We start from the raw sequence: 19,998 nt of genomic DNA, 5'->3' as shown, positions 1-19,998 counted from the left end.
TGATGCAGAAAGGGGCGAGACCGTGAACCGCTTTAAGAAATGGTTTCAAGCAAAAGAAGAACCGCCGTTGCCCGTTCGCGATGTCACGCTCGATGAAGTCAAACGGGCGACACACGATTTTGAATTAGCGTTGCCGAAAGGAACGAACCGGACGATTTTACTTGATCAGGAACAACGGATTGATATGGCGCGACTGGCACCGCACCTGGGTGTCCGTTCGACGCAAGTCTTCTATATGTCACGCGAGACGTTTGCAATCATGGAAGCAAAGGACCGCGCGACAGTTCACGAGATGGATCATGTCCAGGTCGCCGTCGACCGGTATTTTGACAAAGAGCGCAAGTTACCCCTCAAACCGTACTCGAAGACGTTTCAAGTCGATTGTGCCAAATTGTTTGAACAAGGTTATTTACGCGAGCTGCCCCATCACACGTATTACCTTGTCGATGAATCGATGATTGTCTCACTCGAACCGAAAACAGATTAAGCTTACCGGACTGCCGTTCATCAGTAGTTCGGTTTTTGTATGCAGATAGCCAGCTTTTGAAAAAACCAAGTAATTGTTCAAAAGTCTGACGTATTTCCTCAGAAATGCGTGAATCTTGGACAAACCCTTTGTATTCTAAGCCTAAAACCGATACCATTAACATGAAACGAGACAAATTTAGGATGGTGTACATGGCATGACGAAACGAACGAGCACATGGATTGCAGTCGCAATCGTGGCAATGGCGATACTCCTTGCCTATAATTTTTACCTTTTGAATAAGACACAGACCGCTAATGAAGATAAAGCCGAACCGGTCAAACCGTTTTATACGATGTCACGCATCCAGTATGTTGAAAAGAAATTGTCGACGACGGAAGATGCACTCGAAACACGGACGTATGAAGTTGTTTTTGATGATAAAGGACGTTTCCGGACAGAAGTCATCGATGGTCCATCAAAGGGAACGATGGCGATCTGGGACGGGAAGATGTTCCGGGAATACAATGCGGACGGTAAGTTGTTGAACGAAACGGAAGCATCGAAGAGCGTCAGCGCACCGCGTCCGTTCTTGTCACGCGGATTCAACGAACAGATCCTCAAGTTCATCGAAGACGGTGACTTTGGTCAAGTCGAAGGGGAAGCGGACATCGCCGGAAATGCGGCCGACGTCTTCGTCAAAAAAGAGCCGTCAAGCACGGTGCCGAAAGAATGGATCAAGCAGTATCCATCTTTCTTCGATAAGGACGATAATGCCGAGGAAGCGACGTACTATGTCGCGTCCGACCGGTCAAAAGTACTCGGAGCCGAGTCGCGCAACAATGGAAAGCTGTTTTATTCCGTCAAGATGCAGAAACTCGAGACACTGGATACATTCGACCCGAACTGGTTAAAAGCTAAATGATGAGAAACCGACTGGAGCGTCACATCGTGACGGTCAAAGTCGGTTTTTTTCGAGAAGTAGGAGGGATTAACAAAGATGGAGACGTTCTCAAAAGAGGAGATGTTCAAACAAATCGAGGCGTGGGAAGGCGGCGCGAAAGTCGAGGAAGTCCTGGCCTTACGCTACGCGCAAAGCAGCCGTCTGTTGCAGGAAACCGGGGCACTCGTCCGGATTTTAGCCTTGCTTGTCGAGCACCGGTATATCATGACCGGACGGATTGATGCGTTGGCCGAGAGTTGGATGCAGGAAATCCGTCAACACGACCGGCTGCCGGAACGACTGGAACAGTTGTTGATTGAGCAACAGTTGCAAAGCAGTTATCAATTGCTGGTCGCCAATACATTCCCGACGATTCGGGAAACGGACAATGCCAATGCCAAACGCTCGGCGACAAAGGAATTGATCCAACAGGCGGGACAAATCCTGCATGAAACGGAGCAGGTCGTCGAACAAACGGAACGGTTGCGCCGGATGGATGCTGCACGGTGGTCGGAACTGTTTGAAGCCGGGAAAGCCTTGCTGTTGTCGAGCGCGACGCTTGAACAAATTGCGACGGAGTTTCTCGACAGCTTACAGGAACGGTTTTATTCCCGCGATGCCTTCCGGGAGATGACAGAGCTGAAGGCGACGGCAATCCAAGACCTACGCCGTGTCGTGTCCTTGTTGCCGGCAGAGATCAAACAGGTCGAACGGTCGGCGCTTGAAGAACTCGACGCGATGATCGGACTGGATGATATCAAACTGCGGGTCCATCAGATGTACCGTTTTTTGAAGTACCAACAAAAACGGACGTCGGACGGCTACCGTTCGAGTGATCAACCTTCGCTCCACATGATCTTCATGGGGAATCCCGGAACCGGGAAGACGACACTCGCCCGGTTGATGGCGAAGATTTACCACGAGCTTGGACTGCTCGAGCGTCCGGAAGTCGTTGAGACGGACCGGTCGTCGCTCGTCGGAGCGTTTGTCGGACAGACGGAAGAACAGGTCATGAGTAAAGTCCGCGAAGCCGTCGGCGGGGTCTTGTTCATCGATGAAGCGTATGCCTTAAAACGGGCCGGTCAGAGCGGCAACGATTATGGACAGGCAGCCATCGATACGCTTGTTGCCGCAATGACGAGCGGTGAATATGCAGGACGGTTCGCCGTTGTCCTCGCTGGTTATCCGGAAGAGATGCGGGACTTCTTAAAGGCCAATCCCGGCTTGCGAAGCCGGTTCCCGGAATCGAACCATTATCTGCTGGCGGACTATACCGATACGGAGTTACTTGAAATCGGACGCTCGATTGCGACTGCGAATGATTATGTCCTGACGGAGCAGGCAGAACGGGCGTTGCTGTCCCGGCTCGAACGGGAACGCGTGGATGCCAGTTTCGGAAACGGACGGGCGGTCCGAAACATCGTCCTCGACGCAATCTTTAAAAAGGGCGCGAGCCTCGGAGAGAGTGCCAGTCACGAGGATTTTGCCCTGCTTGAACAAAGCGATTTTGAACTTGTCGTCTCAGACGACAGTACGGTCGAAGAACGACTGAACCAACTCGTCGGACTTCAGCCGCTTAAAGCAGAAATCAAACAGATCCAAGCCTTGTTGTCGATGCAAAAACGCCGGCAGGAGGCGGGCTTTAAAGTCTTGCCGGTCGAACTCCATGCCGTCTTCAGCGGAAATAGCGGAACCGGAAAAACGACGGTTGCGGCGCTTTATGCAGACGTCTTGCAACAGTGCGGTTACTTGAAGCGCGGACATCTGAAAGTTGTCAGTCGCGCTGATCTCGTTTCGGGTTATGTCGGTCAAACGGCGAAACAGACGCGGGACGTGATCCGTGACGCGCTGGGCGGTGTCTTGTTCATCGATGAAGCTTATGCGCTGAACGGTGGAGCGAACGACTTCGGCAAGGAAGCGATCGATACGCTCGTCGACGAGATGACGAAACATGCCGATAATCTGGTCGTCGTCCTCGCCGGTTACGAGCAGCCGATGCAGGCGTTACTCGCCAGCAATCCCGGACTGAAGTCCCGATTTAAGCGCGAGTTCCACTTCCCGAATTACGCGAAAGACGAGCTGATCGAAATCATCATCAACTACGCTGCGCAGTATGGGTATCAGTTGACGGATGATGCGAAACAGGCGCTCGAGCAAATGATTGAGACGGTACCGAACGGAAATGCCCGCGCGGCAATTACGATCGTCGAACGGGCGATTGCCAAACAATCCGTCCGATTAATTGACAAACTTAGCTTAAGCGGTTCAGAATGGTCCTATCTTGAAAAAGAGGATTTTTAAGGGGGAAGCCACATGCACACGATTGAAATACCAGTTCGTTACGCCGAAACCGATATGATGGGGATCGTCTATCATTCCAACTATCTCGTGTATCTTGAGATTGCACGGACGGAAATGATCAAGTCGATCGGACTCGACTATAAGGAAATGGAAGAAGAGGGATATGTCTCACCCGTCACGAACGTCAACCTCGACTACAAACGGTCGTTGACATATGGCGACGTAGCACACGTCTCTGTCTGGATCGACCATTATGACGGCTTGCGGACAATTTACGGATACGAAGTGAAGAATGCCGACGGTCAACTGGCCGTGTCGGCCAAGACGACACACGTCGTCGTCAAAAAAGAAAACTTCCGGCCGATCCGTCTGCCGAAAGTCTTTCCAAACTGGCATGCCATCTATGAACAGATGCTTGCCGATGACGCCGTACTCATCTCGAATTAACCCTCAGCCCTCAGCAGGATTTCTTGCGTGAGGGCTTTTCTAATCGGTCGATTAGAGGTAACATAGAATAGCACCAAGGAAGTGGGGAAATGAAAATGAAAAAAATCGTAGCAGTCAGTACATTGGCGCTCCTCCTTGCAGGTTGTAATCCTGGGGATCAGGAAGCGGAAAAAGACACAAAAACAGAAGAACAGGCGAATCAAAACGCAGACGAAAAGGTCGCACAAGATAATGAAAAAAGTGATGCCGAAGTAGCAAAAGAAAAAGAAGCAGCCGAAGCGAAAAAAGAAGCCGAGGCACAAGCAGAAGCTGAGAAAAAAGCAGAAGAACAGGCAGCCGCTGACAAGAAAGCTGCGGAAGAAAAAGCAGCTGAGGAAAAAGCCGCTGAAGACAAAGCGGATGAATCAACAACGGAAGACAAAACCGATGAGACAGTAGAAGAGAAGAAAGACGACGGGAAAACCGACTCTGCACAGGATCCGGAACCGTCTAAACCATCAAAACCGGAGTCGGAGACACCGGACGTCGATAAATCGGATACGAAAGCCGATCTTTCCCTCGGCGAGTTAGTCGTCGTCAACAAAAAGTACAGCTTACCAATCGACTACAAGCCGTCGGATTTAGTTGTACCTGACGTCAGCTTCTCTTATTCCGGTGTGCTTGAACAAAGTTACATGCGGGCACCGGCAGCGAAACAAATGGAAAAAATGTTCGCAGACGCGAAAGCAGCCAATATCACATTGAATGCAGTCAGCGGTTTCCGCTCGGGCGCACGTCAAACGGTTCTGTACAACAACTATGTCGCACGAGACGGAAAAGAAGCAGCCGATCAGTACTCGGCCCGTCCAGGTCACAGTGAACACCAGACCGGACTTGTGTTTGACATCTCGGCTCCAAGTGTCGGCAACGGATTGACAGCAGCACTTGGTGATACAAAAGAAGGAAAATGGATTGCAAACAACGCAGCGAAGTATGGATTCATCGTCCGGTATGACCGTGGATTCCAGTCACGGACTGGATACACGTACGAACCATGGCACATCCGTTATGTTGGTGTCGGTCCAGCCACACAAATTAAAAATAATGGACAGACTCTCGAAGAATATATGAAGGTCGGTCACTAATACGTTGGAGGTTGACCATGATTGAAATCATCGGGATTTTAATTTTAGGCTATTTGCTCGGATCGATTCCGTTTGCCTTACTTGTCGGGAAGTGGGGGCATGGGATTGACATTCGCCAACACGGCAGTGGAAATCTGGGCACGACGAATACGTTTCGTGTGTTGGGGAAAAAAGCAGGGATCATTGTCTTGATCGGTGATCTCGGTAAAGGAGCAGTAGCCAGCCTCGTGCCAATCTTACTCGCTTCAGAGTTGCATCCGCTGTTTGCCGGGCTAGCGGCCGTCATCGGACACATCTATCCGGTCTTCGCCAAGTTCAAGGGCGGCAAGGCGGTTGCGACGTCAGGCGGCATGTTACTCGTGACGAGCCCGATTTTGTTCCTCTTTTTGCTCGTCTCGTTTTTGACGACGTTACGACTCAGCCGAATGGTCTCACTCAGCTCAATCGTTGCGGCAAGCATCGGCATCGTTGTTTCGATTACGATCGGCATCATCGAGCAGGACTGGATCGTACCGACATTCTTTACGATTCTTGCCCTGTTCGTCATCTTCAAGCACCGTGATAACATCAGCCGAATCCGTCAGGGGACAGAATCAAAGATCAACATGTTTGCGAAAGACAAAAAAGAAATCGATTGATGCGGACCGGTTCATGTCCTTCTTCCTGTCAGGAAGCGGGGGGATGGACCGGTTTTTTGTCGTAAACCAGGCAAACGACTCAGCGTGTAGACCCTCTTTCTGAAAAATAAACGAATTCAACAACATTTCATAGGAATTACACGTTTTTTTACACCGGATTTACAAGACCTTTACAGACGTTCGCTACACTAGAAGTAGTACTTGTCTGTGAAGGGAGTAGTTCATGTGTCGTTATTAGGAGAGGAACGAAAATCACAAATCATGCAATGGCTCGAAGAAGAAGGAAAAGTCATGACGAAGGATTTGATTGACCGTCTGGATGTCTCCGGGGAGACTGTCCGGCGTTATCTCGAGGAACTCGAGCGGGAACGACAACTGAAGCGGGTTTATGGGGGCGCAATCTACCAAGGCGGCAAACAAGAATCGCCGATTTCAAGACGGACCGATCAATTGTCCCGTCGGCTGGCGCGTTATGCGAAAGGTTGGCTGGCGGACTACTCCTGTATCTTTTTAGGCAAAGGGGAGCCGGTCGAACATCTGTTACCGTACTTGAGCGGCAGCGCAACGATTGTCACGAACTCGCTGTCGATTGCCAGTCATCTCGAACAGTGCCGGGAAACGGGACCGTTCCACGGCGAGATACGATTACTCGGCGGAACCGTCGATTCATATGGACAGACGGTTGGGGTCGAAGTCTTGCAAGCGCTTGACGCCTACGCATTTGACGCGTCTTTTTTGACGTTCGACGGAGCCGAGATCGAGCGGGGATTCGTCAGCGATGACATCGAGTCGTCGTTGATTCAAAAAGCCATCATCGGTCGGACGAAGGATGTCTATGCCTTTTTAGCGTGTGACGAATTCGAGGGCAACCGGAAATATAAGGTCGCGGAATTCCGCCGCGCTAAAATCGTTCTCAGTCCCTCGACCTATCCGCCGTCTTGGGAGATGAAGCTGTTTAATGAACGGGTGAATTGGACCGTCGTCTCATGATACACTAGGGCGGGAGGGATGTATCATGTTAGAAATCATTGCAGCAACAGTAGAAGAAGCAACAGCCGCCGAGCAGGCGGGAGCCGACCGGCTTGAACTCGTCTCGGCCTTATCAGAAGGCGGATTGACGCCGAGTTACGGATTGATCCGGCAGGTCTTGTCTTCGGTCGAGATTCCGGTCCACGTCCTCGTGCGACCGCACAGTAAATCGTTTGTCTATTCGAAAGCCGATCAGGAAACGATCATCACGGACATTGATTTGATCCGGGAACTCGGAGCAGCCGGAATCGTCGTCGGTTCATTGACGGCAGACGGACGTGTTGACGAAGGATTCCTTGGACGAATCATCAAACATAAGGGCGATTTGTCGCTGACGTTCCACCGGGCAATCGACAGCAGTCGTGACATCTTGGAAGCAGCTGAAGTATTGGCCGATTTTCCCGAGGTCGACCGGATCTTAACGTCAGGCGGACACGCGACGGCACTTGAAGGTCAAGCCGTCATCGCCCAGTTGATTGAGCAAAATCCCGACTTGATCGTCTTGCCGGGTTCCGGCATCACGGTCGAGCGGGCGGAAGAATTACTTAAAGCAACCCAGGCGACCGAATTGCACGTCGGATCAGCCGTCCTCGTTGACGGTCAAGTTGATGCTGATAAAGTCGCGGCGCTGAAACAGCTGCTTGTACGTTAATCAAATCTATCAGTTGGCGTGACAGTCAACCTTAGGAGAAAAGAGGAGCAGATTTGAATCTGTTCTTCTTTTTTGTTTTGAAGAAACCACGAATTCACGAGACTCCTACAGGAAAAAGCGCGATTTTTTGCGCTGTCAGAGACAAACAAGACCCGATTTCCTGACCCTGAGGGCAGGGAAACTGGCTTGTGTCTCGCCTGAGGAAAGCGAGTGAAGAAAAAGTGGTTTCAGTTGCATCGCTCTTTAAAGAAGAGAAAGGAATCCAATTGTCACGGCTGTCCAAAAATCGACACATCTTAAAGGAATCAAGACAGGGATTGCTATTTTTTCAAGACAGACTACGGTAAACTATAACAGGAAAGTTGAAAGGTAAAGGAGTTCATCATGACAAATCTACAGTACAAACAAGCTGCACTCGCGACGCTGAAAGGAAAGTGGCTGACAGCGCTCAGTATTTCGATCGTTTACTTCTTAATCTTTGCGCTGGCTGCCAGTCGGATGTCGTTTGACCAAGACAATCTCGACAGCATGCTCCGCTTCGTCGCCTTGAACATCGTCGTGACGATCGTCCTCGCACCGGTTACGGTTGGACGGACGATTTCCTATTTACGTCTCGTCCGTGGTGAGACGGCAGGAATCGGCACATTATTCGAAGGATTTTCATCGATCCGCTTTTATTTGAAGGTAACGGCTGCCTATACGGTTGTCACGTTGCTCGTCTACTTGGGTTCTTTTTTGATCGTACCGGCGATCTATTTTTACCTGATGTATCGACTGGTTCCGTTTTTGTTGATCGACCGACCGGATCTGTCGTTTTTCCAAGTACTCGGGGAAAGCCGACGGATGATGCATGGTCATAAGTGGCGTCTCGTGAAGCTGTACTTCAGCTTCATCATCTGGGGTATCCTCGCCTTACTCAGTACCGTCGGAGTTGTCCTGCTGACACCGTATTTCGATACGACGATGGCACATTTTTACGAGCAGTTAAAAAAAGAACAACAGACAGCGACACGTTCCGCGTAAAAAAAACGAGTCTGATCCCCCCTTCATCGGGTAGGTCAGACTCGTTTTGTCATGTCGTCGCTTAACGTGACGGTGTTTTTTCTTTTAACAGCAAGTAGAGGGCTTGTGTTCCCGATTCGGCATGGCCGGAAGCTGCCAGTTCCTCATACAAGTCTTTGACGAGGGCAAGACCCGGTGTCGAAATGCCCATCTCATCCGCACGTTCGAGTGCCAAACGCATATCCTTGATGAAATGTTTGACGAAGAAGCCGGGAGAATAGTTTTCCGCAATGACACGAGGAATCAAATTCTCGAGCGACCAGCTGCCGGCCGAGCCGCTTTTTATCGTCTCGACGAACTGTGTCGGATCGATGCCGGATTTCGTGACGAACAGCAGCATTTCTGCTGTTCCAATCATCGATCCGGCAATCGCGATCTGATTAGCGAGTTTAGCCGACTGACCTTGTCCCGGACCACCAAAGCGGGCGATTGATTTGCCCATCGCCTCGAACAGTGGTTTGACCGTATCGAAGGCTGCTTCTTCACCGCCGACGAGAATCGCGAGTGTCCCGTTTTTTGCACCGAGATCCCCACCTGTGACCGGTGCGTCGAGGGTGTGAAGTCCTTTTTGAGCAGCTTGCTCCGCAATCCGGATCGCGAGTGCGGGACTTGATGTCGTCATGTCAATGACGATCGTCCCCGGGTTTGCCGAAGCTAAAATGCCGTCTTCCGCTAAATAAATCTCTTCCACGTCCTGCGGATATCCGACGATCGAGATGACGACGTCGACATCCGTCACGGCTTCCTGAATCGTATCGACGATGACGGCGCCGTCCTGTTCGAGCGGCAGCCCTTTTTCTTTTGTCCGATTATAGCCTTTGACGGAAAAACCGGCTTTTAATAAGTTGCGGACCATGCCTTGACCCATGACACCCAGTCCGATGAAACCAATTGTTTTTGTCATCTGTTACTCCCCCTGGTCGTTTCGGTTTGACCGATGAATTGTTGCGTTACGAGTTTATTATACAAAACATTCGACGCGACGAGGGCATCATGTGTCCCGATGCCGGAAACACGTCCTTGTTCGAGGACGACGATTTGATCGGCATGGCGGACGGTGGCAAGACGGTGGGCGATGACGAACGTCGTCCGACCTTCCATCAGCCGTTCGAGCGCTTCTTGAACGACACGTTCCGACTCGGAGTCAAGACTTGAGGTCGCTTCGTCGAGCAATAACAGCTCCGGATCACGCAGAAGGGCGCGGGCGATGGCAATCCGTTGCCGCTGACCGCCGGACAGTTTAACGCCCCGTTCGCCGATCTCGGTTTCGTATCCGTTTGCGAACGAACGGATGAATTCGTCGGCATTGGCCATCTCGGCCGCTTCCCGGATTTGTTGCTCAGTGACGTCACCCGTTAAGCCATATAACAGGTTGTCGCGGATCGTCCCGGACAAGACCGGCGAATCCTGAGCGACGTAACCGATTGAATTCCGCCAGCTCGCCAGTTCAAACTCGTTGATGGCATGTGGACCGAGTTCGATCTGACCGGCTGTCGGTTGATAAAAGCGTTCGAGCAGGGCGAACAATGTCGATTTCCCGGAGCCGCTTGGTCCGACGATTGCCGTCGTTTGACCACGTGGCAAGGAGAAGGTGACGTCGTGCAACAGTGTCGTATCATCATAACCGAACGACAGGTGATTAAAATGAACTGCTGCGAACGGGCGCTCAACCTGACGTGTGCCGTCGGTTTCCGGCTGTTCTTCGAGTAATTCGGAGATCCGCTCCGTCGCCCCGCGTGCTTTTTGCAGTTTTGAGACGAATTCGGTCATCGTCACGAGCGGAGTCATGATTTGGAACAGGTATAACGAGAAGGCGACGAGCTCACCGGCTGTAATCTGATTCGTCGAGACGCGGTAGGCACCAAAGCTGATGATGATGATCAGCATCGAGGTCAAGGCGACATTGAAGACCGGCAGCAAGATGGCTTGGACTTTCCCTTCTTTGACACCAAAACCAAATAGATTTTCAATCCGGGTCTGTCCCCGGTCCATCTCATACTCTTCCGTCGCCTGCGATTTGATCAGGCGGACTTCACCCAGCATTTCTGCAAAAAATCCGGATAATCCGGCCAGTTCTTTTTGCGTCTCACGGGCAATCTGGTGAAGCTTCCGAACGAGCGGGATGATGATCAATAACGTAATCGGCACGGCAATCACCATCACGAGCGTCATCTGCCAGTCGAGGAAAAATAAAATCGTGACGGCACCGACGATCGAGACGATCGATGTCAACAGACGAACGAGTTGCTCCGATAATAACTGTTGTAACGTCGTCGCATCATTATTGAGACGCGAGACGAGTTCACCGGATTTCGTTTCGTCGTAAAATGGAATGGGTAAAGCTAGCAGGTGTTTCCATAACATCGTCCGGAGATTCGCGACGATCCGTTGCCCCGCAATGTGCAACCAATAGATGGAGAACGCGTTGCTGATCATTTGGACGACGAAGATCACGATGAACAAGGTGATCAACCCGGGTGTCAGGCGATCGACGGAGAAGTTGTCAATCAAAGACTTCAAGAACCAAGGGATCATCAGGGCAGCGAGTGCCTGAATGATTGACACCGTCACGGCAGCCGACAGCAGTCCGATCGGTGGTTCGCTTTTCTTTAGTAACGATAAAAATGATTTAAATGTAGCAGGCTTCACTTCGGCACATCCTTTCCTGTCTATTGTCTGTTTTATGGGGAGTATGGTCAACTTCGAACGATTCACTTGACAGTCATTCCTTTCGTCACGGACACTAAAAGAAGTGAACGGAAGTAAGGAGTGACGTGATATGAAAATATGGATTGATGCCGACGGCTGTCCGGTCGTGGATTTGACGATTCGGCTCAGCCGAGGATATGAGGTTTTTTTAGTTTGTGACACGGCACATCAATTCAACCGTGCCGGCGCGACGACCATCACAATCGGTCAGGGTCATGATGCGGTTGATTTTGCCATCGTCAATCGGATGGCGCCGGGGGATATCGTCGTGACCCAGGATTATGGTCTCGCCGCACTGGCGCTGGCACGTAAAGGACAGGCGATTGATCAGAATGGACGGATTTTCACGAACGAGAATATTGATTTTCTTTTACATACCCGGCATGTCGGACAGGAAATTCGCCGGGCCGGTGGTCGAACGAAGGGACCGAAGAAACGAACACGCCAGGAGGACATGTCTTTTGAGCAGTCCTTCCGTCGTCTGTTGACCAAAACGACGGATTGAATTTTCTGTTTCAGCTATCGTCGTACATGCTATAATTTTAGACATGAATTCAGGAATCGGAAGGAGGCAACTCATTGAAAAAAGTCATGCGTTACCGTCCCGAAAAAAAAGTCAGACCGTATCGTTTAAAAACAGGTCCTTTCCCATTGAGTGAGGTGAAAGCACCGGTGACGACGGATCAACTGAGAATTGGTCAATTGACACAGGATCTCGTTGAAGTGGAGCACAAATTAAAGCATCGAAACGAGATCATGGAGGCGTTAGCGACCCAAAATGTCGAGTCGGCGTGTGAGACATTGCTTGTCAAACTGCTTCACCTCGTGGATCTGGAAGCTGGCGCCATCCTGTTGTATCGACGTGAGCAGCTGAGCCATCTCGTGACGCAAGGGGTCGAAGACATTGAATTAATTGAAAAAGATTTGGATCAATATTCGGTGCTGCGTCGTGCTTTTGTCATGCGTAAATCCGTCCAGCTTCCAGCAGCGGAAGAGATGTATGAATCAGCCATTCCCGTCCAATCTCCAAGCAACGGGGGTGTCGTCGGGATCATCTATCTTAAACATCCGTTTGAGCAGTTTAATCTGGAACAGGTCGGGGATATCCTGGACCTGTCACGAAAGCTGGGTATGACGCTTGAACGCCATTTGTTGTTCCATCAGATGGAGCACGAAAAAATCAAAACGTATCAATTACTTGATTCGATCCGCGAAGCGGTGCTCTATATTGAGAGCAGCGGCGAACAGATTTATGCCAATCAGGCGTTGCTGAACATGTTCCCGCCGAAACTGGTCAATCAGGCGCAAGGGTTCCGCCATGCCTACGAACGGGCGACCTCATTGTTTGAACATATCGATCAAGCCGATGCTCTGCACGATTACATCGGTCAGTTGATGAACGGAGAAATTCCGGGTGAAACGATTGAATTATCGGCGTTTCGGGGAAACTTACTGCTCAGCGCTTACGCAGAACGGATTGCGATTGCCAACGTCGAGTGGGGGATGATGCTGGTCCTGCGCGACGTGACGAAGGAAAAAGAGCTTGATTTAAAACAGTCCGAGTTTGTTTCCATCGTGTCGCACGAATTGCGGACACCGCTTTCCTCGATCATGGGCTTCACGGAACTGTTGATGCGCCGGACGCTCGATGGTCCGCGTCAGAAAAAATATTTGGAAACGATTCATTCCGAGACCGTGCGGTTGGCGGAGTTGATTGATGACATACTTGAGATTCAAAAGGGTGAAGACTTGACGCAAGGCACCGTCAAAAAGCGGATGGACTTAAAGAAATTGGTGTTTGAAATGCGACCGATGTTTGACTTGGCGAGCAGTAAACACCGAATTCGGGTTTCTTTTGAACCGGGTCGTTACGAACTGACGGCGAGTGAGGAAAAAATGAAACAGCTGTTCACGAACCTGATCATGAATGCGATTAAATATTCACCGGACGGTGGACAGATTCAGATCAAGGGCGTCGTGCAGGATCACTTGATCCGCTTGACGGTTGAAGATGAAGGAATCGGAATTCCGGAAAAATCGGTACCGTTTATTTTTGATAAGTTTTACCGGGCCGACAATTCAGATACCCGGAAAATCGGGGGTACCGGTCTCGGTCTTGCGATCTGCCAAATGATCGTCAAAGATCATGACGGAACGATTTCCGTCCAGTCGGAAGAAGGGATTGGCAGTACATTTACGGTGGAGTTTCCGATTGAAATGGTGACAGAGTGAGGCGAAAAGGAGGGGTGATTCGTGGATAATATGCAAATGCGGTATGAAGCGCTGCATCCGCTTGTTGAGGAGATTTTAAAAAAGTTAAGTGAAGAAATTGGCGTCAACACGTTGTTTTTTGCGTTAAACGATTTGAACAGCAACTTCATCGTTAAGGCAATCAACCAAGAAAAAGAACTGATTGGCGAAGGGACGACCCATGTCTACCAACATGTTCTGTGTAAGCTTGTCATTGACGAGACGGACGGGAAGATTCAAATCAACGAGTTGTTGGCGGATCCCCATACAAGTAACCATCCGGTCACAAAATCTCTAGGGAACGGCAGCTTTTTAGGCGTGGCCATCAAAAATGCGGAAAACGAAAAGATTGGGACATTATGCGCATTTGATGATAAACCGTATGATTTTGACGCAAAAGACATCGAGCTGGTTGAAAACTATGCCAACATTATCAGTAAATCGATCAGTGTCGAGACATACGTCATCAAGGATGCCTTGACTGACGTCTACAATGAACGCTATATGAACCGGCTGATTTCCAGCGTGACGAATCAATCGACGTTCCTGATGGTCTTAAATCTCGATAATTTTCATGCCATCAATGCGACGTACGGTTACCGGGTCGGCAATAAAGTGTTGCAGGAAATTGCCTCCCGCTTAAAATACGTACCCATCATCGACCATGTCGTCGGTCGGATGGACGGGAACGAATTCATCGTGTTGGCACCCATCGACGAAGCAGAGTTTGCGGAACACGGCAACACGTATGCGAACTGGATCATCGAGGCGATTGAACGTCCAATTGAAGGCATCAGCCACGAACCGATTCGTTTGACCGCGTCTTCCGGTGTCAGCTTATTGACCGGGGACTATATGAATCGTCAAACGCAGGTTTATGCAGCAGAAGCCTTGATGCAACAAGTCAAGCTGGACGGAAAAGCCGGAACGTTGTTCGTCACACAAAATCGTGCACTCGAGCAACATCCGTTTGAGCACGTTTTGGAAAAAGAACTCGGGCAGGCTCTTGCGCGGGGACAATTTGAATTGTATTACCAGCGGATTTTCAATGCCAAGCTCGGCCATACGGTGGCGGTTGAAGCGTTGTTACGCTGGAATCACCCGGTCCTTGGTTTCGTCAGTCCGGCGGATTTCATACCGGTCGCTGAACGAATGGGCAGCTTTGGTCAAATTGGACGATTTACGGTTTGCCAAGCCATCACGGACAGTGTTCGTCTGGAACAGGAATTGGGTCACCCGGTGACGATTTCAATCAATCTGTCGGCGAGTCAATTCCAGTCCGACGCGATGCTCGCTGACCTGTTGGCATTTGCCAATCAGCCGCCGTTCAAGCGGGACCGGATCGTCCTTGAAATCCGTGAGGAAGTCCTGCAGACGGGACGACGTCAAGCAATCGGTCGACTCGAATCGTTGCGTCAGGCCGGATACCGCTTGAGTGTCGATCATTTTGGCAGTCACTATGCGTCACTGAATTCGTTACTCCGCTTACCGGTACAATCGGTGAAACTGGATCCGATCTTCACCCGGCGATTGGCGCAAAATCAGCTCGAACAGTCGATGTTACAGTCTGTTTATGCGTTGACGCAAGCATTGAACATTGCACTCGTCATTCAAGAAGTCGAGACGGTTTCCCAATTCCGTCAGATTACATTGCTTGGGGAAAAGTTGTATGTTCAAGGACATTACCTCCATCACCCGCAACCGATTGCGAACTTAATTGCCGATTTTTCAAAAACCAGCCATACGCTCGATGTTTAAGCTGAGTGCGTGAGGGAATACTCTTAACATCACAGATTGAGGGGGACTTTTCATGGCACAGCAACACGACAAAGAAACAGATCCAATTACTTCGGGCAATCGGATGACGAACGATGAAATCGCAGGACGCGATGAGTCAAATACCGAAAAACCAAAAGCTAAACAAGATACAGACAAACATGACGACTCGAAAGAGGAGTCAACGGATACACAACAACAATCAGAGGATGTCTCGGATGAAAATCCATCAACGGATGAAGAAGCACCGGATTTATCCCATGCATCCGATGACGCATCAGATGTAACACCATCCGACGACGATAATCAAGAGCGTTAATTAAAAAAACCTTCCGCTTCTGCAGGAAGGTTTCAGATTTAAGACAAAAAACGATTTTTCTCTTAAACGAGAAAAATCGTTTTTTTATTCGCCTCGAATATTTTCCTGGGACAAGCATCGTGCCGCTGCAGGGTCGCTCCTGCTTGTTTTTCCCTAGGAAGCGATTTCGAGCGAACAAACGGAATAAAAGAAGAAGAATCCTGAAGAACACGAATCAAAGAGAGTACAACGGATTAGGAAAGTAGCTACTACGTGAATGGCAGCGTGAAAAGCAGTTCGCCTCTTCAAGCTGTCACACAGCATTTCGAAAAATATTTCGCTGTCGTCGCTTACTATAAGACAGTTCTAATCGCTCATCATCTTCTTCAGCAAGGCATTTTGCCCGTCTTCCCTTATACACGCCCCAGAGGGGGGAAAGGAATGTTTAAGACAAAGGACTTTTATCATGACGACTACTATGACTGTTATCTATACGAGAACAATCAAGTTCTTCGTTATCGAACGACGACACGTGACGAGTAGAGAGAATATGTCTCTGATTCACACATTTGTAAGACTTGTCCGTTCCTGTCGCAATGCACGAAGAGTCGTGAACACAAAAAAGTGATGTATCTTCATTTTTGACAAGATGTTATGGATGAAGTCGAGTATTTACGGCATACGAACTTAAATCGTGTATTATATCGAAAGCGTCAAGAAACAATCGAACGATTCTTTGCAGACGTGAAGGAAAAGCCTGGCATGCGTTAGACCCCCGCCATCCGGGTCTGAAAAAAAACAACGCTTCAAGCGGTGCTTACTCTCATTGCCCCGTACCTCAAAAAACTTGTCAATTGGTCCTGGGATTCTCACAGGAATCCTAGTATTCGGGATATTTCGATGGTTATATATACAACAAACCCTCATTTCTACGTAGAAATGAGGGTTTGTCTACAATCTAAAACGCCTTTTTGAAAAGACATTTTTGTTCTAAAGAATTACTATTTTGTTTAATCGTAAAAAGTGAAGTATCCGCTTTGTTCTACCTTCCCATATCCAATATGAGCAAATATCTCGGCCTTTCCGTTTGTCCCATCAACAAAGTTAGACACATCCCAAGTTAATGGATCATTTCCATGACCATATTTTTTTCCAATCAATTGCTTATTAATTTTATCGCCATCAGATTCGTATAACCATACAACGTAAGTGTTAGTACCGCTTAGTCCAGAGGGTCTTATTTGAACGTTACCACCACCTGAAGAAATGGTCTGTGTACTTTCAATTTGCTGATTGTGTAAATAAATTGATTCAGTATAGCCAACTTTATCCCACGATCCCGCTGCATATGTAACTACAGTTTTAGCTGATGCTTGTGGCGAACTGACTAAAGAAACAGCTGGAATCATACAAGCTACTAACGCAAACTTCTTCAATCCCATTAAAAATTCCCCCTTTTTCCAAATTACAACTGTATATACAATTGTAATTTACATAAAAATACTATATCATAAAAAGGTAATAAAATGACATTAAAGGAGAAAATATCATGCATAAAAAAATCACTACATTACTTTTAGCTAGTGCTTTCATTACTTTAGGATCTTCGATCCCCGTTAGTGCAGGTACGCACTGGACAGGTGATGGTGCGGTAGATGGGAAAGAAATTCGCTGGGGTACTGCTCGCGGAAAAACTGCCTACACTACAGCAAGAAACCATTCCATTACCGTTTGGGACAACATGGGATCAATTAATATCGCTGGTGACAATGCAGACGTAGTAGAAGATTTATCGTTCAGAGATATTTATGTAGCTAGCTCATTATTAGGTCGATATACGCCAATGTCAGGTGCCGACGTTATTGAATACAATACGTATAACTTCACTGATATGACATCAGGGGAACAGAAAAAAACTGCCTTACATGAAATGGGACATGCCTTAGGCTTTAACCACCACGATTCAGGAATTATGAAACAAGGGCTATTTAGCATGACAACTTTAGATTCGCACATTAAAAGTGACTACAACAGTCATTACTGAGGAGGAAAAACAATGAAAGCAAAGAAAATCACCGCTATTGTTGGTTTGGCTGGAATTTTAGGGTTAGGAACATTTTACCTCGTTGATCAAAACGAGAGTGCTTCAGGAAAACAAGTCTCTTCTATTCAAAAAGCAGATTTAAAGAAAGTTACTATGACAGGTGACTTTGCAATGGATGTTACAAAAACTACTTCTGTCGTCGGAAATTCTGAGAACGTTTTCATCGCAAAAGTAGAGAAAGAAATTAGTCATGATGAAACATTACCAAGTACACAGTTTCAAGTAACAATAGTCAAAAATGTTAAAGGTGAATTGAGCGAAGAACAAGTCGTAAATCAAAATGCAGGAATTTTTGATGATAATGGCGAAAAAGTATTATTAACATACGAAGATCAAGAAATGCTTGTACCTGGAAAAACATATTTATTTGCAACAATCCATGATGAAAAAACGGACTGGCACAACCCAGTTCCTGCTTATGGAGAAGTTCTTCTTGAAGATGGTGCGGATATTCAAACAGTAGCTGATACGTATGAAACTGCATTTGAGAATCAAACGATTTCACCAATCATGGAGAGACACGATGAACTCGAACTAGAAGAAGGATTTGTTGAGGAAGAAGCCGCTCAATAAGAACACTCAAACTTTATTTAAATTATCCTTATCAAGGGAGGATGCTTTATGGGTAAATTTAAATGGATTGGTATTTTAGTAGTATTGATTGTTCTATTTTTTGTGTTTGATCCTTTTCGTGGAGAACCACCAAGTCCAAAAGTAAATGCACAAGGAATAGATATTCCAACGGTCCAAGGATCATTTTGTTGGGATGGTCTATTGCGCAACCAATGTGTCGATAAAGTTTATGTCGATGGACTCGATATGACGAAAAAAAGCAAACCAACTGTAGTATCCTCTAATAAAAAAATTGATATTTCTTTTGAAAACGAACCGGATTCTATTGAAATTGTTCGTTGGAAAGATAAGCAAGATGCTGAAAAAGTTACTTTAACTAATGATAGCGTTACTGCACCGAAAGAAACAGGAACTTACGCATATGAAATCAAAGCAAAGTGGTCCAACGGTGACGGGCAATTCGCCTTTTTAGTTAAGGTAGACTAAGTTCCCCTCCCTTTCTCCCTCTTTTACAAATATTCATCTGACACCTTCCTGCTTATGCAGGAAGGTGTCAGATCGTAGACAAACCCTCATTTCAACGTTAAAATGAGAGTTTGTCTTATGTAATCGTATAAAGTGATGTGAAAAATAAGGATTCCCACCGGAATCCCATGACCAGTTCGCTAATTTTTTGAGGTTCAGGGCACTAAAAGTAAGCATCGCTTGTAGCGTTGTTTTTTTCAGACCACGATATCGGGCGCAACGCATGCCATGCCTATCTTTTGCATCTGCGAAGACGCGTTCGATTGTCTCCTGTCGTTTTCGATACAATGCACGATTCACGGAAGTATGCCGTAAATGCTCCACCTCATCCATTGCTTCCTGCCAGACATGACGCAGGATCATTTTTTTATTCTCTTGGCTCTTCGTGCATCTTGAAAGAAAAGAGCACGACGCACAGATTGTGGGGGCAGAGACGTATTCCTGATAGCCCTCTCGATTGGTCGTCCGATAATGAAGAACTTGATTCTTGGGACACAAATAACAGTCATAGTATTCGTCGTAATAGAAGTCTTTCGTTTTGAACATTCCTTTCACCCCTCTGGGGCGGGTATAAGGAAAAACTGGTAAGATGTTTCGTTGAAGGAAATGACGTGCGAGTTGGACGGTCTTGTAGGCAGAGTCAGCTACGACAGCGAATGGCTGACCAAAACGATGACTGACGGACTCAAGAAGAGGTTCAAGCATTTTACTATCATGTACATTGCCAGGTGTGAGGATCAGTCCAAGTACGAAGCCATTTCGATCACAGGCTGTATGGCAAGAATAAGCGAATAGTCGTTCACGTTCCCCCTTCACGTAATAACCACTCTCGGGATCTGTCGTACTTTCCTTGATTTCCCTTGTTTCAAGACGGCTCTCCTTGGGGGTGAAGGGCTTTTTTCCATGAAGTACCCGATCCTCGTTGATTTCCAGGTCGAGTTCTTCTTTATACTGTTGGATAGCGCGACGGACAATCTTTTTCTTCTTGAACTTCCGTTTGTTCGCGTTCGCCTTGATGTGTGTGGAATCCATGAATAGGACCGAAGGGTCCACGAACCCAGCATCGACAGCTTGTGAGAGGATACGATAAAAGATGGTTTC

The 19,998-nt window shown here is 48.0% G+C and carries 20 protein-coding genes; 16 read left to right on the top strand and 4 right to left on the bottom strand.

Going from position 1 to position 19,998, the window contains the following annotated elements:
* Positions 1-22 precede the first annotated feature (22 nt).
* The 9 genes from KNP87_RS15135 (at position 23) to KNP87_RS15095 (ending at position 8,623) form a co-directional block, all read left to right on the top strand.
* Entirely contained in the window at positions 23-487 is a 465-nt protein-coding gene (locus tag KNP87_RS15135; protein WP_214722197.1) for a DUF3939 domain-containing protein, read from the top strand.
* 196 nt (positions 488-683) lie between these two features.
* On the top strand, positions 684-1,391 hold the full coding sequence (locus KNP87_RS15130) for a hypothetical protein (RefSeq protein WP_026833350.1): 708 nt from the start codon (positions 684-686) through the stop codon (positions 1,389-1,391).
* A 75-nt stretch (positions 1,392-1,466) separates the two neighbouring features.
* Complete coding sequence (locus tag KNP87_RS15125) at positions 1,467-3,710, top strand: AAA family ATPase (protein ID WP_214722196.1); 2,244 nt, start codon at positions 1,467-1,469, stop codon at positions 3,708-3,710.
* Positions 3,711-3,722: 12 nt separating this feature from the next.
* Positions 3,723-4,157 (top strand): acyl-CoA thioesterase, encoded by a 435-nt coding sequence (locus KNP87_RS15120; protein WP_214722195.1) that lies wholly within the window; start codon positions 3,723-3,725, stop codon positions 4,155-4,157.
* A gap of 89 nt (positions 4,158-4,246) precedes the next feature.
* Complete coding sequence (locus tag KNP87_RS15115; protein ID WP_251135645.1) at positions 4,247-5,281, top strand: M15 family metallopeptidase; 1,035 nt, start codon at positions 4,247-4,249, stop codon at positions 5,279-5,281.
* Positions 5,282-5,298: 17 nt separating this feature from the next.
* Entirely contained in the window at positions 5,299-5,919 is a 621-nt protein-coding gene (plsY, locus tag KNP87_RS15110) for a glycerol-3-phosphate 1-O-acyltransferase PlsY (RefSeq protein ID WP_214722194.1), read from the top strand.
* Between the two features lie 225 nt (positions 5,920-6,144).
* The gene (locus KNP87_RS15105) at positions 6,145-6,909 is read left to right on the top strand and encodes a DeoR/GlpR family DNA-binding transcription regulator (RefSeq protein ID WP_012370050.1); all 765 of its coding nucleotides are present in this window, start codon (positions 6,145-6,147) and stop codon (positions 6,907-6,909) included.
* A gap of 25 nt (positions 6,910-6,934) precedes the next feature.
* On the top strand, positions 6,935-7,600 hold the full coding sequence (locus tag KNP87_RS15100) for a copper homeostasis protein CutC (protein ID WP_214722193.1): 666 nt from the start codon (positions 6,935-6,937) through the stop codon (positions 7,598-7,600).
* A 384-nt stretch (positions 7,601-7,984) separates the two neighbouring features.
* The gene (locus KNP87_RS15095; RefSeq protein WP_214722192.1) at positions 7,985-8,623 is read left to right on the top strand and encodes a DUF975 family protein; all 639 of its coding nucleotides are present in this window, start codon (positions 7,985-7,987) and stop codon (positions 8,621-8,623) included.
* Between the two features lie 61 nt (positions 8,624-8,684).
* Here KNP87_RS15095 and KNP87_RS15090 read toward each other — a convergent pair whose 3' ends face one another.
* The gene (locus KNP87_RS15090) at positions 8,685-9,566 is read right to left on the bottom strand and encodes an NAD(P)-dependent oxidoreductase (protein ID WP_214722191.1); all 882 of its coding nucleotides are present in this window, start codon (positions 9,564-9,566) and stop codon (positions 8,685-8,687) included.
* On the bottom strand, positions 9,563-11,311 hold the full coding sequence (locus tag KNP87_RS15085) for an ABC transporter ATP-binding protein (protein ID WP_214722190.1): 1,749 nt from the start codon (positions 11,309-11,311) through the stop codon (positions 9,563-9,565). The genes KNP87_RS15090 and KNP87_RS15085 overlap by 4 nt, the downstream gene beginning before the upstream one ends.
* 130 nt (positions 11,312-11,441) lie before the next feature.
* Here KNP87_RS15085 and KNP87_RS15080 point away from each other — a divergent pair, with 130 nt between their 5' ends.
* From KNP87_RS15080 to KNP87_RS15065, 4 genes are all read left to right on the top strand, one after another.
* The gene (locus KNP87_RS15080) at positions 11,442-11,876 is read left to right on the top strand and encodes a YaiI/YqxD family protein (RefSeq protein WP_214722189.1); all 435 of its coding nucleotides are present in this window, start codon (positions 11,442-11,444) and stop codon (positions 11,874-11,876) included.
* A gap of 74 nt (positions 11,877-11,950) precedes the next feature.
* On the top strand, positions 11,951-13,603 hold the full coding sequence (locus tag KNP87_RS15075) for a sensor histidine kinase (protein ID WP_251135644.1): 1,653 nt from the start codon (positions 11,951-11,953) through the stop codon (positions 13,601-13,603).
* Between the two features lie 30 nt (positions 13,604-13,633).
* Positions 13,634-15,379, top strand: coding sequence for a sensor domain-containing diguanylate cyclase (locus KNP87_RS15070; RefSeq protein WP_214722224.1), 1,746 nt, complete (start codon positions 13,634-13,636; stop codon positions 15,377-15,379).
* A 52-nt stretch (positions 15,380-15,431) separates the two neighbouring features.
* Positions 15,432-15,716 (top strand): hypothetical protein, encoded by a 285-nt coding sequence (locus KNP87_RS15065; RefSeq protein ID WP_214722188.1) that lies wholly within the window; start codon positions 15,432-15,434, stop codon positions 15,714-15,716.
* A gap of 989 nt (positions 15,717-16,705) precedes the next feature.
* On the opposite strand, the gene KNP87_RS15060 is transcribed toward KNP87_RS15065, so the two are convergent.
* On the bottom strand, positions 16,706-17,137 hold the full coding sequence (locus tag KNP87_RS15060; RefSeq protein ID WP_214722187.1) for a hypothetical protein: 432 nt from the start codon (positions 17,135-17,137) through the stop codon (positions 16,706-16,708).
* Between the two features lie 107 nt (positions 17,138-17,244).
* Here KNP87_RS15060 and KNP87_RS15055 point away from each other — a divergent pair, with 107 nt between their 5' ends.
* The 3 genes from KNP87_RS15055 to KNP87_RS15045 are packed head-to-tail and all read left to right on the top strand — an operon-like array spanning position 17,245 to position 18,858.
* Positions 17,245-17,739, top strand: coding sequence for a zinc metalloprotease (locus KNP87_RS15055; RefSeq protein ID WP_214722186.1), 495 nt, complete (start codon positions 17,245-17,247; stop codon positions 17,737-17,739).
* Between the two features lie 12 nt (positions 17,740-17,751).
* The gene (locus tag KNP87_RS15050) at positions 17,752-18,372 is read left to right on the top strand and encodes a hypothetical protein (protein ID WP_028105243.1); all 621 of its coding nucleotides are present in this window, start codon (positions 17,752-17,754) and stop codon (positions 18,370-18,372) included.
* Positions 18,373-18,420: 48 nt separating this feature from the next.
* On the top strand, positions 18,421-18,858 hold the full coding sequence (locus KNP87_RS15045) for a hypothetical protein (protein ID WP_214722185.1): 438 nt from the start codon (positions 18,421-18,423) through the stop codon (positions 18,856-18,858).
* Positions 18,859-18,891: 33 nt separating this feature from the next.
* On the opposite strand, the gene KNP87_RS15040 is transcribed toward KNP87_RS15045, so the two are convergent.
* On the bottom strand, positions 18,892-19,998 hold a 1,107-nt coding region (locus KNP87_RS15040), incomplete at its 5' end, for an IS1182 family transposase (protein WP_214722184.1).

Source organism: Exiguobacterium sp. s192, assembly GCF_018618795.1.
Taxonomy (GTDB): Bacteria; Bacillota; Bacilli; order Exiguobacteriales; family Exiguobacteriaceae; genus Exiguobacterium_A; species Exiguobacterium_A undae.
This window is presented reverse-complemented; position numbering and strand designations above follow the sequence as displayed.